Source organism: Spirosoma daeguense (genome assembly GCF_054776875.1).
Map to the genome: position 1 here is coordinate 210,277 of NZ_BAAHBF010000003.1, position 15,415 is coordinate 225,691.

Annotated in this window: 11 protein-coding genes; 5 read left to right on the plus strand and 6 right to left on the minus strand. The window is 46.1% G+C overall.

The window, feature by feature from the left end; all coding sequences use genetic code 11:
* The first annotated feature begins 282 nt into the window (after window positions 1-282).
* Complete coding sequence (gnd, locus tag ACYVD4_RS10075; protein WP_460945066.1) at window positions 283-1,182, plus strand: phosphogluconate dehydrogenase (NAD(+)-dependent, decarboxylating); 900 nt, start codon at window positions 283-285, stop codon at window positions 1,180-1,182.
* Window positions 1,183-1,317: 135 nt separating this feature from the next.
* Entirely contained in the window at window positions 1,318-2,403 is a 1,086-nt protein-coding gene (locus ACYVD4_RS10080) for a fatty acid desaturase family protein (protein ID WP_460945068.1), read from the plus strand.
* A gap of 57 nt (window positions 2,404-2,460) precedes the next feature.
* On the opposite strand, the gene ACYVD4_RS10085 is transcribed toward ACYVD4_RS10080, so the two are convergent.
* Window positions 2,461-3,339: a DNA/RNA non-specific endonuclease gene (locus ACYVD4_RS10085; RefSeq protein ID WP_460945070.1), complete on the minus strand. Its 879-nt coding sequence runs from the start codon at window positions 3,337-3,339 to the stop codon at window positions 2,461-2,463.
* Between the two features lie 107 nt (window positions 3,340-3,446).
* On the opposite strand from ACYVD4_RS10085, the gene ACYVD4_RS10090 reads away from it, so the two are divergent.
* The gene (locus ACYVD4_RS10090) at window positions 3,447-5,630 is read left to right on the plus strand and encodes a tetratricopeptide repeat protein (RefSeq protein WP_460945072.1); all 2,184 of its coding nucleotides are present in this window, start codon (window positions 3,447-3,449) and stop codon (window positions 5,628-5,630) included.
* Window positions 5,631-5,726: 96 nt separating this feature from the next.
* Here ACYVD4_RS10090 and scpA read toward each other — a convergent pair whose 3' ends face one another.
* Window positions 5,727-7,895 carry a methylmalonyl-CoA mutase gene (gene scpA / locus ACYVD4_RS10095; protein ID WP_460945074.1) on the minus strand — a complete coding sequence of 723 codons (2,169 nt, stop codon included), beginning with the start codon at window positions 7,893-7,895 and terminating at the stop codon, window positions 5,727-5,729.
* A 17-nt stretch (window positions 7,896-7,912) separates the two neighbouring features.
* A complete protein-coding gene (locus tag ACYVD4_RS10100) occupies window positions 7,913-9,241 on the minus strand; it encodes a methylmalonyl-CoA mutase family protein (RefSeq protein ID WP_460945076.1) in 1,329 nt (442 codons plus the stop codon).
* 386 nt (window positions 9,242-9,627) lie between these two features.
* On the opposite strand from ACYVD4_RS10100, the gene dnaA reads away from it, so the two are divergent.
* A complete protein-coding gene (gene dnaA, locus ACYVD4_RS10105) occupies window positions 9,628-11,034 on the plus strand; it encodes a chromosomal replication initiator protein DnaA (protein ID WP_460945078.1) in 1,407 nt (468 codons plus the stop codon).
* Between the two features lie 51 nt (window positions 11,035-11,085).
* Window positions 11,086-12,066, plus strand: a complete 981-nt coding sequence (locus tag ACYVD4_RS10110) for a GNAT family N-acetyltransferase (protein WP_460945080.1) — start codon at window positions 11,086-11,088, stop codon at window positions 12,064-12,066.
* A gap of 6 nt (window positions 12,067-12,072) precedes the next feature.
* Here the strand turns inward: ACYVD4_RS10110 and ACYVD4_RS10115 are convergent, their stop codons facing one another.
* From ACYVD4_RS10115 to ACYVD4_RS10125, 3 genes are all read right to left on the minus strand, one after another.
* On the minus strand, window positions 12,073-12,861 hold the full coding sequence (locus tag ACYVD4_RS10115; protein ID WP_460945082.1) for a DUF3108 domain-containing protein: 789 nt from the start codon (window positions 12,859-12,861) through the stop codon (window positions 12,073-12,075).
* A 36-nt stretch (window positions 12,862-12,897) separates the two neighbouring features.
* Window positions 12,898-13,944, minus strand: coding sequence for an aminopeptidase (locus ACYVD4_RS10120; protein ID WP_460945084.1), 1,047 nt, complete (start codon window positions 13,942-13,944; stop codon window positions 12,898-12,900).
* A gap of 142 nt (window positions 13,945-14,086) precedes the next feature.
* A complete protein-coding gene (locus ACYVD4_RS10125; RefSeq protein WP_460945086.1) occupies window positions 14,087-15,370 on the minus strand; it encodes a serine hydrolase domain-containing protein in 1,284 nt (427 codons plus the stop codon).
* Window positions 15,371-15,415 lie beyond the last annotated feature (45 nt).

Here is a 15,415-nt window from a genome sequence, read left to right on the forward strand (position 1 = left end):
ATGTATATTGCTAGCAACAAATGATAATAAAACAATATCTTAGATTGAATTAATTGTACTTTTCTGTAAAAACTCTTACTCCGATAAGGTCGTTGTTGGTCAGTTTTTTGTAGAAAAAAGAACTTTACAACTGAAAGTCGGACGTCATAAAGTTTTTATGAAACAATTCTTGATACTTTACCACTTATCTAAGTAGTGGAGTTTTCGAATTAAATCTCCCGTTGCTTTCGGAAAAGGTTTGAGGAAAAATCGCCAACTTGGTTATTTAAATCACAAACTAAAATGCATATTGGATTCATCGGTTTAGGCAAAATGGGGTTCAACCTCGTTAGTAATTTGATCGATCATGGCCACACAGTAGTTGGTTATGATATCAACCCGGCTTTAGTAGAAGCTGTTGAGAACGTGGGTGCAACGGGTGTAAATTCGCTAGACGATTTATACAAAGCATTGCCCGACAAACGTGTGCTATGGCTCATGATTCCAGCCGGGCCGCTGGTCGATACCGTGATTGAGCAATTGCTGGCGTTTATGCAATCCGGCGATGTAGTGATTGATGGAGGAAACTCACATTATAAAGATTCGCTACGTCGGCATGAGTATCTGAAGCAGAAAGGTATTGGGTTTCTAGATTGTGGTACGAGCGGAGGAATCAGCGGTGCCCGTCATGGAGCCTGTACAATGGTGGGCGGAGATGCCGACGTAATAGAGCCATTACACGGCGTATTTACCGACATTTCGGTGAAAGATGGCTATCTGTATACCGGACAAGCAGGTAGTGGTCACTTCACTAAAATGGTTCACAATGGCGTTGAATATGGCATGATGCAGTCTATTGCTGAAGGTTTTGAAGTGCTGGAAAAAAGCCAGTTTCCGATGGATTTTGAAGCAGTTGCCAAAATGTGGAATCATGGATCTGTGATTCGGAGCTGGCTGATGGAACTGGCACAGGATGCGTTTAGTAAAGACCCTCAGCTCGATGCCATCAAAGGAAAAATGTTCTCGTCGGGCGAAGGGAAGTGGACGCTCGAAACCGCGCTTGATTTAGGCGTTTCGACCCCTGTTATCGCCCTTTCTCTGCTTACGCGATACCGTTCTTTGCAAGATGATACGTTCTCGGGTAAAGTAGTTGCTGCACTCCGTAATGAATTTGGCGGCCATGCCGTTGAGAAAAATATATGATAGGTATTAGGCCGTAGTTCAATCTAATTAAAAAAAAATCGTTAGTATTACACAAGGTTCGGGCAGTTTCGATTGTTGACCAACGTGAAATCGAAACCCCGAACCTTTTTATAATCTTTAACCGCCGTAACATACATGAAGGCATTAGGCCCCATTCAGGACCCCACGTTTACATCGCGTCCCTACAATCGGTTCGACCGCTTTTTTCTTCAATACATCAAAGACGAACGTGATTTACCTTTCATCTATCTTACGCTGCGTATTACGTTTACTTTAATTCCACTAAGTGTATTGCTGTTCATGCCTTTCCTGACGGGCTGGGCCTGGTGGGCTGTAGTAGCGATCCATTTTTTTATCAGTAATTTCAGATTCAAAGGTCCATTCGGATTAATGCTGCACTGCACCAGTCATCGGCAGTTTTTTAAGCCAGAATACGATTGGATGAATAAGTATCTGCCCTGGGTGGTTGCTCCATTTTTTGGCCATACGCCCGAAACGTATTATAGCCACCACATTGGTATGCACCATCCCGAAAACAATCTGGAAGATGATGACAGCAGCACCATGGAATTTCAGCGCGATAGCTTTCGGAGTTTTCTAGCCTACTTTGGTCGCTTCTTCGTGGTAGGTGTACGGAATCTGCTACAGTATCTGCGCAGGAAAAACCGACCAAAATTGGCTACACGCGCACTAAAAGGGGAGATTGTTTTCGGAATTGTGTGTGTGTTACTTTGTTTTATTAGCTGGCCTGCTACGGTTTTTGTCTTCTTACTGCCTCTTGTTATTTACCGGCTTATTGCCATGCTTGGCAACTGGACACAACATGCTTTTGTCGATTTTGAAGATCCGGGTAATGCCTACAAAAACAGTATTACGTGCATCAATGTGAAATACAACAAAAAATGTTGGAACGATGGCTATCATATCAGCCACCACATTCGGCCAGCCATGCACTGGACAGAACATCCCGGATTTTTCCTGAAAACGATTGATAAATACGCGCAGAATCAAGCGGTTATTTTCGATGGACTGGATTTCCTGCAAATCTTCTTCCTGCTCATGCGCGGACGTTACGATGTGCTTGCGCAGCATATGGTAAATGTAAACGGAGCGTTTGCCAATGATAATGAAGCCATTGCCCTATTACGTCGACGTACGCAACGTATCATGCTACGTACGAACGTAGCAGAAGTATCGGAAACAGCCGCTATTGCCGCATAAGACCTTACAGTTTACGGTCTGTGTTGTCACGTATAAGAAGACAACACAGACCGTAAATTAATTTACGCTACCTCCATCGATACGTGCCTCAATGATACGTTGAATGTCGGTTGGTACGTTCGATAGGAAGTCGTAACCAGTAAGACTTTCCAGATTGTCGACGCTGGTGAGATAGGCGCGCCAGGGTTTGTCGGCAGCCGATTGTTCATTGGGAATAGTAACAGCAATCAAACGGGTATTTTCTGTTACCTCAAACGTATTAGCAGAACCAACCGGAATAACAACCAGAATTTTCCAAAGGGTAGCCGGAACAGTTAATTTTCCGCCCGCCAGTGCCGTTGCAGAACCATTTTGTCCGGTGCCTCCCATACCCATTGCACCAGCGATAATGTACACATCGTTTCCACTAAGCATTAGCTCTCGTCCATAATCTTCTAAATTTTTCCATACTTCGCGGTTATGACGTGGGGCTTGTGGCACGATGTTGGTTAGAAGAAATGTTGCGGCATTATCTTCGGGCGTTACGTCGCGGTCGTCAGAAGGGCAGAGGTGCCCCCGATCAAAGCCTGTATTGGTGTAATCCGAAGGTCGAGCCGCATACCAGCCTGTTGGTAAAGCCGGATCAGGTTTGAAAGCATCGGTTCTGCGGCTGTTGCCTTTCCAGGAAGGATTCAGGCACCAGCTAACCCAATTGGCAATGCCTCGGCTACGATTGTAGGATAAGATATATTGAGAACGGGTAATGAGGTAATTGTCAGGATCTTGAACCGAAGCTCCGCTTGGATTACCCAGTGCCATATTATCGGTACGATTTAGCTCGGTTTTGGCTGAAGTGGTTGGTTTAACCGTTAAACAGCCACTCAGAGACAGGCTAACGATAACAGTTACGAGAAATGTTTTCGCTTTATAATATACTTGAATTGATTTTGGTAACATTCTTATAGAACTTTGACAATCCATAAATGTAGTGATTCTCTACTTAGTCTACCCGAAAAACTGAGGAACGAGTCAGATTCATTTAAAACGACGAGTTATCTGCTGTTATGGCTAAAAAAAAGCAATCATTGGGCAACGATGCATCTCGCCCGGTGACTCCCAAAACTACCCCAACACCTAGTGGTCCGGCCCGTTCGACGAATGCGCGTACTGCCGAACCTGTTCAACGCCCTCCGGTACGCCCGGTAACCCCTAAACCGGCTGCTCCAGCCGTAACGTCCGATTTGCCAATAGAAACACGTCCTGTGGCCTGGTGGCCGGTGGCTGTGCTGACGTTACTCGGATTTGCGTTGTACATCAATACGTTCGGGCACCAATACGCCCTTGACGATATTGCCGCTGTTGGGCAAAACCTATTCGTGAAAAAAGGTCTGGCGGGTATTCCTGATCTGCTACGTACCGAATTCTGGCACTTTAGTAATATCTCGTTAGGGTATTATCGTCCGCTATCGCTCATTACGTTTGCGATGGAGCAGGAGTATTTTAAAGATAATCCGAATATCAGCCACATGATTAATGCGGGCCTATATGCATTAACAGGTCTGGTGATTGGGATATTACTCCAGAAATGGCTGAATGGCCAGACGATTATTGCTTTCCTGATTGGGTTGGTGTTCATTGCGCACCCGATTCACACGGAGATTGTAGCGAACATTAAAGGACGAGATGAAATCCTGAGCTTTTTGTTCATTGCATTGATGTTGCTGACGTATTGGAAGCATCTGGAAGCTAAATCGCAGTTCTGGTTTAAGGGCCCTGCTACCGATTGGCTGTTGGGCGGACTACTCGGCCTGTTTTCGATTGTTGGCGGATGGGTTATTGGTAGTAGCTTAATGGTCAACTCATTAGGTAGCACGGTTGGTGGTGTAATCGGTATTCTGATAATGGGCGCCTTGTCGGGAAGCTGGCTTGGGTTGGCCTGTGCATCGCTTTATTTCGCCTTCTTGTCGAAAGAGTCGTCTATTGTGAGTTTGGCGTTGATTCCGGCCATGCAGTACTGGTTCGCCCGACGTAACATCTGGCAATCGATGATTAGTTTGTGGCCGTTTCTGGTTGTAGCCGCGCTGTTTTTCTACCAGAAGCAGAAAATGATTGGTACCCTCAGCGGAGCACCGCCAGTCGACTGGGCCAACTATCCCTATGCTATCGAGAAGACGCAAAAGTCGACCATGTTCAAATTTCTGATGTATTACCTGCGTCTGCTGGCCTTACCGCATCCGTTGGTGTATGACTACTCCTACAACGTAATACCGTCGGGTGGCAAAGGTGATTTGCTCACGTGGGCTGGGTTTTTCTCGTTCCTTGGTCTAATCTGGCTTGCCTGGAAAGGTTTTATTAAGCGCACACTATGGGGCTTTGGCATTTTCTGGTTCTTCGTAACGATGGCTCCGGGATTGGGCTTCATCTGGATTCGGGGAGGTATTTTTGCTGAACGTTTTGCGTATGCGGCTGTGATGGGCTTCGGATTTGTGTTGGTTTGGGCGCTGCAAAAACTACTAGTACGCGATAAAACTAGTGTTGATGGCGACGTAGCAACTAAACCTGCTTTGGCGCGTTACGCTCCGTTGCTGGGGCTTATGGCTGTAGTAGGCGGATTATATTCGTTCAAAACTATTGAACGGAATCCGGACTGGGAAAATAACTTTATCCTGTTCAATTCGGCCTTGCCTTATGCACCAAACAGTTGTCAGGTGCAACGGCACGTAGCAAACGAATGGATCGAGAAAGGGTTGAAAGACCGTACAAAAGCCGATTCAATTGCAAACGCTACCAACGCCATCAAACCTCGACCAACGCCTGAGCAGGTCAAGAAAGCACAGACAGTGATTGACACAAACATTGCGCGGGCAAACAAGCACGGTCGCTGGGCGCTCGATCATTTGCAAGAGTCTACCCGTATTTATCCGAACTTCGGAGAGGCTTACTTTTCAATGGCTTATGTTTTCCAGAAAATTACGCCAAACGTGGACTCGGCTAAGTACTATTATAAGCAGACAATTCGGGCTGCCAATGCTTACGCTCCTGCCTACAACAACCTCGGCGTAATTTATCAGGGTGAAGGTTTTGCACAGAATAACCGCCAAAAGCTGGAACTGGCTTCGTATTATTATAATCGGTCGATGGTAGTAAATCCGGCTTATGTTGACGGTCAGAATAATCGCGCCAGCCTGATGAAAGCTACAGGCATCGATGTGAAAATCCTGCCCGATTCGGTTATCAATAAATATTAATCAGTATTATTAGTAAAATATCGCATAAAACAGAAAGCCCAATTCTTACTCAGGAATTGGGCTTTCTGTTTTATGGACAATGCTAGGCTGAGTAAATTAGCTTGCCAGCAGTTCCGTCAGAATTTTCTGGGCGGCCACTGAAATCACCGTGCCGGGACCAAATATGCCTTTTACGCCTGCATCATAAAGAGACTGATAATCCTGAGCCGGAATTACTCCTCCGGCAATAACCAGAATATCGTCACGTCCGATTTTTTTCAATTCCTCAATGAGTTGTGGTACCAGCGTTTTATGACCAGCCGCCAGACTTGATACACCTACAATGTGTACATCGTTTTCAGCGGCTTGTCGGGCTACTTCGGCGGGTGTTTGAAAAAGCGGGCCCATATCCACGTCGAAACCCAAATCGGCAAAGCTGGTTGCAATAACTTTGGCTCCCCGGTCGTGTCCGTCCTGCCCCATTTTCGCAACAAGAATCCGAGGTCGACGGCCGTCAATTTCGGCGAATTGATCACTCATACTACGTGCCAGTCGAAAGTTTTCATCGTCAGAAACTTCGGCAGAGTAAATGCCTGAAACGGCTCGAATAGTGGCTTTGTGGCGGCCAAACGCTTTTTCCATAGCATCAGAAATTTCACCTAACGTAGCGCGACAACGAGCCGCTTCAACAGCAAGAGCAAGCAGGTTCGACTGGAGGTTAAGGGTGTGGTTCAAAGCTGCATCTGTTAGCGCCTGTAACGCTTTTGCTACGTGCTCGTTGTTACGTTCGGCTTTTATCCGATTGATACGTCGAATCTGCGCTTCCCGGACTGCCTGATTATCGACCTCAAGTAAGTCAATGCTGGTTTCAGAAGCAGGCTGGTAGCGATTTACGCCGACAATTACGTCTTTCCCAGCGTCGATTCTGGCCTGTTTTCGGGCGGCTGCTTCTTCGATACGTAGTTTGGGTAAACCTGTTTCAATTGCTTTGGTCATACCACCCAACTGCTCCACTTCCTCAATCAATGCCCACGCTTTTTCGATTAATTCGTTCGTCAGAAATTCGACGTAGTACGAACCGCCCCAAGGGTCGATGGCGCGCGTTACGTTGGTTTCGTGTTGTAGATAAAGCTGGGTATTGCGGGCAATTCGAGCCGAAAAATCGGTTGGTAACGCAATTGCTTCATCGAGCGAGTTGGTGTGTAAACTTTGCGTGCCCCCCAGTACGGCGGCCAAGGCTTCGATTGTCGTACGTGCTACGTTGTTGAACGGGTCCTGTTCGGTAAGACTGTAACCCGAGGTCTGGCAATGTGTGCGTAGTGCCAGCGATTTCGGATTCTTGGACGGTTGGCCGCTGCCGTCGAACTGCTTAACGATACGTGCCCATAACAACCGACCCGCCCTGAGTTTAGCAATTTCCATAAAATGATTCATGCCAATGCCCCAGAAAAACGAAAGTCTTGGCGCAAAATCGTCAATCTGCATACCGGCTCGTAAACCCGTTCGAATGTATTCCAGTCCGTCGGCCAGCGTATAAGCTAGTTCGATATGCGCCGGAGCACCCGCTTCGTGCATATGATAACCGCTGATACTGATGGAATTAAATTTCGGCATATTCTGGGCGGTATACGCAAAAATATCACCTACGATACGCATCGACGGTTCGGGTGGGTAGATATACGTGTTCCGCACCATAAACTCTTTCAGAATATCGTTTTGAATCGTTCCTGAAAGTTTTTCTAGGGATACACCCTGTTCTTCGGCAGCTACGATATAAAACGCCATGATCGGAATTACGGCCCCGTTCATAGTCATACTGACCGACATCTGATCAAGCGGAATCTGGTCGAACAGGATTTTCATGTCTTCCACCGAATCAATAGCAACGCCCGCTTTACCAACATCGCCTACTACACGTGGATGGTCGGAATCATAGCCCCGGTGGGTAGCCAGATCGAAAGCTACCGAGAGTCCTTTCTGACCAGCCGCCAGGTTTCGGCGGTAAAACGCGTTCGATTCTTCGGCCGTTGAAAAACCTGCATACTGACGTATCGTCCACGGCTGACGAACGTACATACTGGCATACGGGCCACGCAGGTAGGGCGGAATTCCAGCCTGTAAGGACGTAACGTTTGATAAATTCGCATCAGCAGCCGTAAACGATGGTTTTAGTCTGATTCCTTCAGCCGTAGAAAAAGCAGGTATACGTAGTGACGACGTGGTTCCAGCTTCGGGTGCTACGTCGGTTTTTGACGCTACGTTATTCGTTGAAAAGTTTGGTCTCATAGGTCGGTCGCTACGGTTTATTCAAACGTTTCGGCAAGCCGCCGTTTGGGTAATAGATCGGCAGCATCGGCCTGAATCGGATTGGGTACAATCGCTGCTTTAGTGTCGTCTGAACGGAATTTGGTAACACCCACAATAACATTGCCTTGCCGTACAGCTTCTCGTTTAGCTTCATATGCTTTGTTTAGTTCAGTCTGAACAAAACCGCTGGCCAGAGCTTTTGCAAAGCCGCCCTGCTTTTCTATTACTAAAAATAAAGTCCATGCCTTGTTAACTAGCTGATACGTAGCGTTCTCTACGTAGTAAGACCCTGCTGATGGGTCGGCCACTTTATCCAGATAACTTTCCGATTTGAGCAGAATCGATACGTTCCGGGCAATACGTTCGGCATGACTTAGCTCAGCTTCACTGGCCGATTTGCTAAATATCGTATTGTACGGATGGACCGTCAGCGCATCACAACCACCAACAACGGCCGCCATAGCTTCGGTAGTTGAACGAAGCAGGTTGGTGTAAGGCGTTGCGATAGCGTCGTAGAATGTAGAGGTCTGGGCGTGAATAAATGGCGCCTGAAACGCTACGTTTGGCGAGTAATGCGACACTAAACGCCTGAACAAAACACGTAGCGCCCGTAGTTTAGCGATTTCCAGAAAATAGCTGGTTCCGATAGCAACCGAAAAAATCGTTTTTGGCACCAATTGCTCAATCGTCAATCCTGCATCTGTGAGCGCATCATACGTATCGACTAGTGAAGCCAGCGTAAACGCAAGTTCCTGTGTGGCGGTGGCTCCAGCGTTATGAAAAACAGTTCCATCGGCGTGAACAGTCCGAAATTGGGGCGAATCGGCAGTTTGGCGCGTGGTTTCGGCGGTAGCGTTGGTTGTGAGCAAACCACCTTTAATCTGATAAGGTGCTATCGCTTTTAGTTGTAGTACCAGTTCTGCGGCTGATGTTGGACTGATAGATTGAAAGAAAACAGGCGTTTCGCTCAGCTTGATTCCATTGAGAAGCCGTGATAAATCAACACCTGAATTAATCGATACTATTAGCGCATCAGCACCCCGATTTAAAGCGTCACGTAGTGTTTCATTCGTTGCTTTTTCGTCAAAAACGTTATAGGCTGGTGCATTTAGCCAGTCGGGTACCTGTTTCTGGGCAGACTGGATTTCCTCCAGTGGCAAACTGGCTAAATCGTCAAGCGTGTAATAGGGTTCCAGCGTAAACTCTTCAGGCGTATGCCAACGTAGTGTTTCATATGCATCCTCCGATTTAAGTTCACGTTGTACCTGCTTTAGCCAGTTGGCTTTGTCGGCAGCAGGGAAGTTAGTTGATGAAAAAGGCTCCATCAGGAAAGGTGTTTAGGTGCAATTCTGTTTACAGATTCCTTCTTATATAAAAGAAATTTGATTGACCGATTTACGCGAATGCTCTGGTTCCTAAAAGTACAGCTTTTTCTTTTTTCGGGAGACAAAGCTTATTTTTTCCGTTTCAAGCCGACGGCGTTGCATTATTCGAAGGGATTTCATTTAGCCCTTGATGTTCAGTTCGAATCACTTAATTTTAAGTTAACATTCCATCCGAACCCTGAATCTACACCATGATTAACACAAAAAAAACGTGCCTCAACATGTTCGAGCTGCCCAGATAATTCCTACATTTGCCTCCCTTTTTCGGTAACTCGAATCGTAACTGTCAATGTGCTTTCTTCATCAAACCTATTCTACAGCCAGGCATGCAGCGTGAGGTAATGACGGTGTGGAACCGCTGTTTGAGTGTTATCCGGGAAATTGTACCCGAACAAAGCTTTAACATTTGGTTTGAGCCAATTGTGCCGTTACGCCTTTCCGGTAGTGTGCTGACGATTCAGGTGCCAAGCGAGTTTTTCTACGAGTTTATTGAAGATAATTTTGTACATGCGCTCCGGAAAGCGCTCGATATAGCTATTGGGCGAGATGGACAATTGGAGTATTCGATTATTGTTGATAAAGGGAACGAGCAGAACCGGCCACTTACGGTTAACGTACCGACCACCAAAACTCCACAAACGTCGAAACCCGACAACGTTAATCCTGATATTCTAAAAAGTCCCTTTCAGCTTAAAGACCTCGATTCACTCTCGCTTGATTCATATCTGAATCCAACCTATACGTTCGATAACTACATAGAAGGTGACTGTAACCGGCTGGCTCGTTCGGCAGGCTATGCAGTGGCCGAACGACCCGGTGTTACGTCCTTTAACCCGCTGATGATTTATGGGGGAGTGGGGCTTGGTAAAACGCATCTGGTGCAGGCAATCGGCAACTACATCAAGAATAACAATCAGGATAAGTTTGTCCTATACGTTACGTCGGAAAAGTTTACCAATCAGTTCCTGAACGCAGTACGTACCGACGGCATCCGCGATTTTACGTCGTTCTACATGCAGGTCGACGTACTGGTCATTGACGATGTGCAGTTTCTCCAGAAGAAAGAGAAAACGCAGGAAATATTCTTCCACATTTTCAATCACCTGCACCAATCAGGCAAGCAGATTATCATGACGTCTGACCGCGCTCCCCGTGCGCTCGACGGGCTGGAAGATCGGCTGCTGTCGCGTTTCAAATGGGGACTCTCCGCCGATTTGCAAACGCCTGATTTAGAAACACGGATTGCCATTATCCAGAAAAAACTTCAAACCGAAGGTATTTATATTGACGATAATGTAATTGAATATCTGGCACATAGCGTCAATACCAACGTGCGTGAGCTGGAAGGAGTGATTGTTTCGTTGATGGCACAGGCTTCGCTCAATCGGCGTGATATCGATCTGGAATTGGCCAAACATACGCTACGTAACATCGTTGTCGATTCAGACCGTGAAGTGACCATCGATTCGGTTCAGGAGATAGTGGCCGATTATTTTAACGTAACCATTGCCGATCTGAAGGCCAAGAGCCGTAAACGCGAACTTGTTCATCCCCGACAGGTGGCTATGTATCTGGCTAAAGAAAAAACCGACCTGTCGCTTAAATCAATCGGGTATCATTTCGGTGGTCGCGACCATAGCACCGTGATTCACGCTATTCAGACAATCAGCGATTTAGTAGCGAAACAAGCCGAAACACGTGATTTGATCGAGAAGCTGAAAACACAGCTTTAATCGTTTTCTCTACGAGTTACCATAGTTTACTTTCTGCGTCAGCAGAAAGCTATGCTGAAAATTCTTCACCGCACAGAAATTGATACCAATGCCTGGAATGCCTGTGTAGCTGCATCAATGCAACGTATTGTTTACGGCTATTCGTGGTATCTGGATGCCGTATTGCCCTTGCCCATGTGGAAGTGGGAGGGCATCGTATTGACAGATGAATCTGCTACGTATCAGGCTGTTATGGCTATTCCGCTACGTCGGAAACAGTGGGCTGGTATTACGATTGGCTGGGTTGTGCATCAGCCTTTTTTCTGCCAGTTTCTAAGCGTTTTTTGCCGAACTGAAACAACAGACTGGCACCCTTTTTTTCAGTTGCTGGTGGAACGATATTCATACGGGGCCATACTCAATTTAATTGAGCGGCCAAATCCTACGTTTTTCGATACTATCGAGCGATTTTCAACACATACGATTGATTTATCGAATCACTACGTAAACATCTGCGGAAATTATTCTCTCGACCGAAAAACAAACCTGAAACAAGCCAGAAAAGCTAACTGGCACGTAGTGAAATCGACAGATGTGAGGCCGCTGATACGCTTGTTTCAGGAAAATCATGCCGCCAAAATTCCCGGTGGTGTAGCTGACTGGGCTTACGAAATTTTACAAAATCTGGTCAAGACATTGCAGAAGCACAACGTAGTACGGTTGTCTTACGCCATAGGTAACGGACGTATTGAAGCTGGCGCGTTGTTTGTTCAGGAAGGCCACCGAATTATTTACCTGTTTAATGCTGCGTCGAAAGAAGGGCGGAAAGGAAATGCGCGGACAGTATTGATTGACCAGCTCATTCAGGAACAAGCTGGCAAATCGAACGTAGCAGAACCAGTACTGTTTGATTTTGAAAGCCCATCAAGTCCGTCGATTCGGGCATTTTATCAGAGTTTTGGCGCTCTTGAGACTACGTTTTGGCAAGTAAACTGGAATCGCCTGAACCCGCTTATTAAGGCTGTGCTACGTGTCCGACAAGGATGGAAGTAATTGAGCCTAATAAAACCTGAGCGGATGCTTCAGACCGCTGTTATGCTTTAAGTCCATAACCATGGAGCCGACCCACAAATCGACTTCTACTTTCACTGGCACCTTATTAGGATCGTCGGAAACGAAAATACGGATGGATTCTTCTTCCTTAAAGAGCTTATTGGGCGGAAGCACCGGATTTAGTTTGAAGACGTTGATTTTTCCATGCTTGGTTTTAATTGTTGTTTTTCCCCGGTATCGAATTTTCATGTTATAGACCTTTTCATCGTAAAAGGCCGGCACTTCAATAACCTGACCGGAGTTGAGCCGCTCTAAATCAATGGTTCGAAGAAAATAGTATCCACTGATTAGATCATGCACATTATCAGGGACTTTGAAGATGTCTTTTTCGGTTTTTTCTTCCGATTTCGCCGTATTCGTTTCATGATTGAACGTAACGTTTTCTTCTTTACGATAGTTATTTTCCTGAAGATTGGTGTAAAACTTTTGGGGTAAAATGGCCGACGTATCGATGTACGAACGCCACGTATCGCGAATGCGCGTAACGAGGTCGAACGCGCCCACAGTACGCCCATCGACATTGACGCGATAGCAGGGGCGATCATTCACTTTATAGAGCGTAGGGCTTACATCAACTACAGCTTCAGCCGCGTTCAGAAAACCATAGTGTACACGATATTCGAGGTGCTCGCCCGGCCCAAAGCTGTTGTTCACAACCCGGCGATATGAGTCCATTGTTGTGAATCCCACGCCCAGAATCGAAAGAATACCAATGCCAATTAATAACTTCTTCATAAGGAACAGCCGCCTGATTATCAGGCTTCGTTTCGTTTAAAACGATGGATAGGTCTGTTTAAGATACGTTAGATACCGTTGAAAATCTCCGCCAAACTTCTGCTCAAACTCTTGCCGAAAACGATTTTGCTGTTTTCGGTACGTTAAATAACCCATAAAATACGCGTTATTCGGTAGGTTTAGTTTGTCGAGTCGTCGTTTTTTTACTAAACGTATCGGGTCAGGTTTTCGCTGATCGGTAATTGTGTCGGATGAGGTCACAATCTGGCGGATGGTTTGCCACTTCAGCGAATCTTTGACCATATTCGGCGTAGTAGGTTTAAACGTTCGGTATAAACTATCGAGCGTTTGGGTTCCCCGCAAAATATGGTCATCATATCGTTCATAAAACGCTTTTGTAGCCAGATAGTTTTTATAAGGTACAGAGTCCTTACCGTACTTCTGGGCCAAAAAACGTAACGCTCCATACTCTCCTACGAAGTCGGCCAGGTTTTCGTTGTACTCCAGATTATTTTTTATGAACAACGTACCATGCGTTAGTTCGTGGATAATCAATTCGGCCAGACTTCCCTCTGACCTGTCCAGAAAACTGGACAAGATTGGATCATTTAAAAATCCTAACGTCGACCATGCTGAAACTTCGCCGGTTCGGGTGTCGTAACCCTGTCTTTTCAAATCGGCGAGGGTCGAATCGGCCCAGTCTTTCTCAAAAAAACCTTTATACGAAAACGTACCCAAAATAGGGAAATGCCATTGTTTTGCAACTAGTTGATACGGTTCAGCGGCTGTAACGACCCACAGAATAGGATTCCCCTTCTGATCATAAAACGACTCGTAACTTCCCGATTCGTCGAGCTTTAACGAATCTATTGCAAAATGCTTGATTTCGCGGATAAGTTCAATTTTTCCCTTCAGCGAATCTGGATAGGCCGGATCTGCCAGTACGTCGGCAACGGGTGTAGTATTCCACAAAATTCGCAGTTGCCCACGTCCCTGCATCCAGCCATATCGAACCAGCTCCCATTGCCAGACAACTAGCACGAGTAATACCCCTATAACTACTAGAGCAATTTTTTTGACCATGCGTTGGAACTACGTATCATAAATTTGATACAAAAGTAGTGAATGGCGGCATTAAACAGAGGGCCTTAGGGTATGGTTAATTTATGGAATTAACTGGTTGATATACAGTGAGATTAGTGTATTTTGTTCCGTTGTATACATATCATTCCAGAGCCTGATAAACGGCTATGCGGAATTTCTTTACAAAATCACCATAATAGGCATACGGTTGCACGTTGGTGAAAATCAGCATAATAAGCTCTTCTTTTGGGTCGATAGTAAATTCGGAGCAGTACATGCCTCCCCACGTAAACGATCCTGGAGTCGCCTGATCGCCATAACGAGAATTTTCGGTAATTAGCTGGAAGCCAAGGCCGAACTTGTCTTTTCGATCCCAGACTTCAGCGGCTCCAATCTGATTCCGTCGCATAAGCTCGATTGTCTTACGGCCAAGAATCCGTTTATTATTGAACGTACCGCCGTTGAGCAGCATCTGACAGAATTTAGCGTAATCCTCTACCGAACTAATCAAACCCGCCCCGCCCGAAAAATACGTTTTAGCACCCGACGTAGCGGAGTTTCGGTATACCTCATTTGTATGAAGACTCAACGGTTTATCCATACTAGCCTTGCTATACAACTCTACCAGCCGATTTGCCTTATTTTCAGAAAGATAGAAATACGTATCGTTCATGCCGAGTGGCTCCAGTACTCGTTCACGCATAGCTATGTCAAGTGGTTTACCGGATAAGATTTCCACCAGTCGGCCGATGATATCGATGTTTAAGCCATACGTAAATCCGGCTCCCGTTGAATCCGTTCCGGGATCGCGCAGGAGTGGGCGTTTGGCCAGTTTGTTTACTACGTCCTCCAGTTTGTCGGGATCGGTTGAGTTAAAAAACGGTATTTTAAACTCAGGCCGTTTGTCGAGCGGGTGTTCGTAGGGAATACCAGCGTTATGACTCAGCAACTGACGAATGGTGATTTCACTTTTAGCTGGGCGCGTATCGAACGTACCGCCGACAGGGTCATTTTTATCGTATCGCGTAAGAACACGCGGACTTTTGAAAGCTGGAATGTATTTCGAAATTGGCTCGTCGAGGAGAAATTTTTCTTCCTCAAACAAGGTCATTAACGTAACGGTAGTAATGGCTTTCGACTGTGAGGCAATGCGGTATAAATCGTCGCGCTTGAGCGGAGTTTTCTTCTGTAAGTTACTATATCCGAAGGCTTTATAATGAACAATTTTGCCCCGATGTGCCACAAATGTAACGGCATTCGGCGCAATGTCTTTATCAACTAATTCCTGAAGCCAGCTATCGAGCCGTTTCAATCGTTCGGGCGAAAAGCCCGCTTCGGACGCTGATTTTGTTGGTGTAAACGATTGAGGGACAGGCTGCGCAGCGAGCGAAGACGTAACGAAAAGGGCAAGAATAAATAAACGCATTGCGGTTCAAGTTCGGGAAGAGACGTAGCAAAATCAACGTATTGT

Coding starts and splice junctions, on each gene's coding strand:
- gnd (WP_460945066.1), top strand. CDS start 283: ATGCATATTGGATTCATCGGTTTAGGCAAAATGGGGTTCAACCTCGTT.
- ACYVD4_RS10080 (WP_460945068.1), top strand. CDS start 1,318: ATGAAGGCATTAGGCCCCATTCAGGACCCCACGTTTACATCGCGTCCC.
- ACYVD4_RS10085 (WP_460945070.1), bottom strand. CDS start 3,339: ATGTTACCAAAATCAATTCAAGTATATTATAAAGCGAAAACATTTCTC.
- ACYVD4_RS10090 (WP_460945072.1), top strand. CDS start 3,447: ATGGCTAAAAAAAAGCAATCATTGGGCAACGATGCATCTCGCCCGGTG.
- scpA (WP_460945074.1), bottom strand. CDS start 7,895: ATGAGACCAAACTTTTCAACGAATAACGTAGCGTCAAAAACCGACGTA.
- ACYVD4_RS10100 (WP_460945076.1), bottom strand. CDS start 9,241: ATGGAGCCTTTTTCATCAACTAACTTCCCTGCTGCCGACAAAGCCAAC.
- dnaA (WP_460945078.1), top strand. CDS start 9,628: ATGCAGCGTGAGGTAATGACGGTGTGGAACCGCTGTTTGAGTGTTATC.
- ACYVD4_RS10110 (WP_460945080.1), top strand. CDS start 11,086: ATGCTGAAAATTCTTCACCGCACAGAAATTGATACCAATGCCTGGAAT.
- ACYVD4_RS10115 (WP_460945082.1), bottom strand. CDS start 12,861: ATGAAGAAGTTATTAATTGGCATTGGTATTCTTTCGATTCTGGGCGTG.
- ACYVD4_RS10120 (WP_460945084.1), bottom strand. CDS start 13,944: ATGGTCAAAAAAATTGCTCTAGTAGTTATAGGGGTATTACTCGTGCTA.
- ACYVD4_RS10125 (WP_460945086.1), bottom strand. CDS start 15,370: ATGCGTTTATTTATTCTTGCCCTTTTCGTTACGTCTTCGCTCGCTGCG.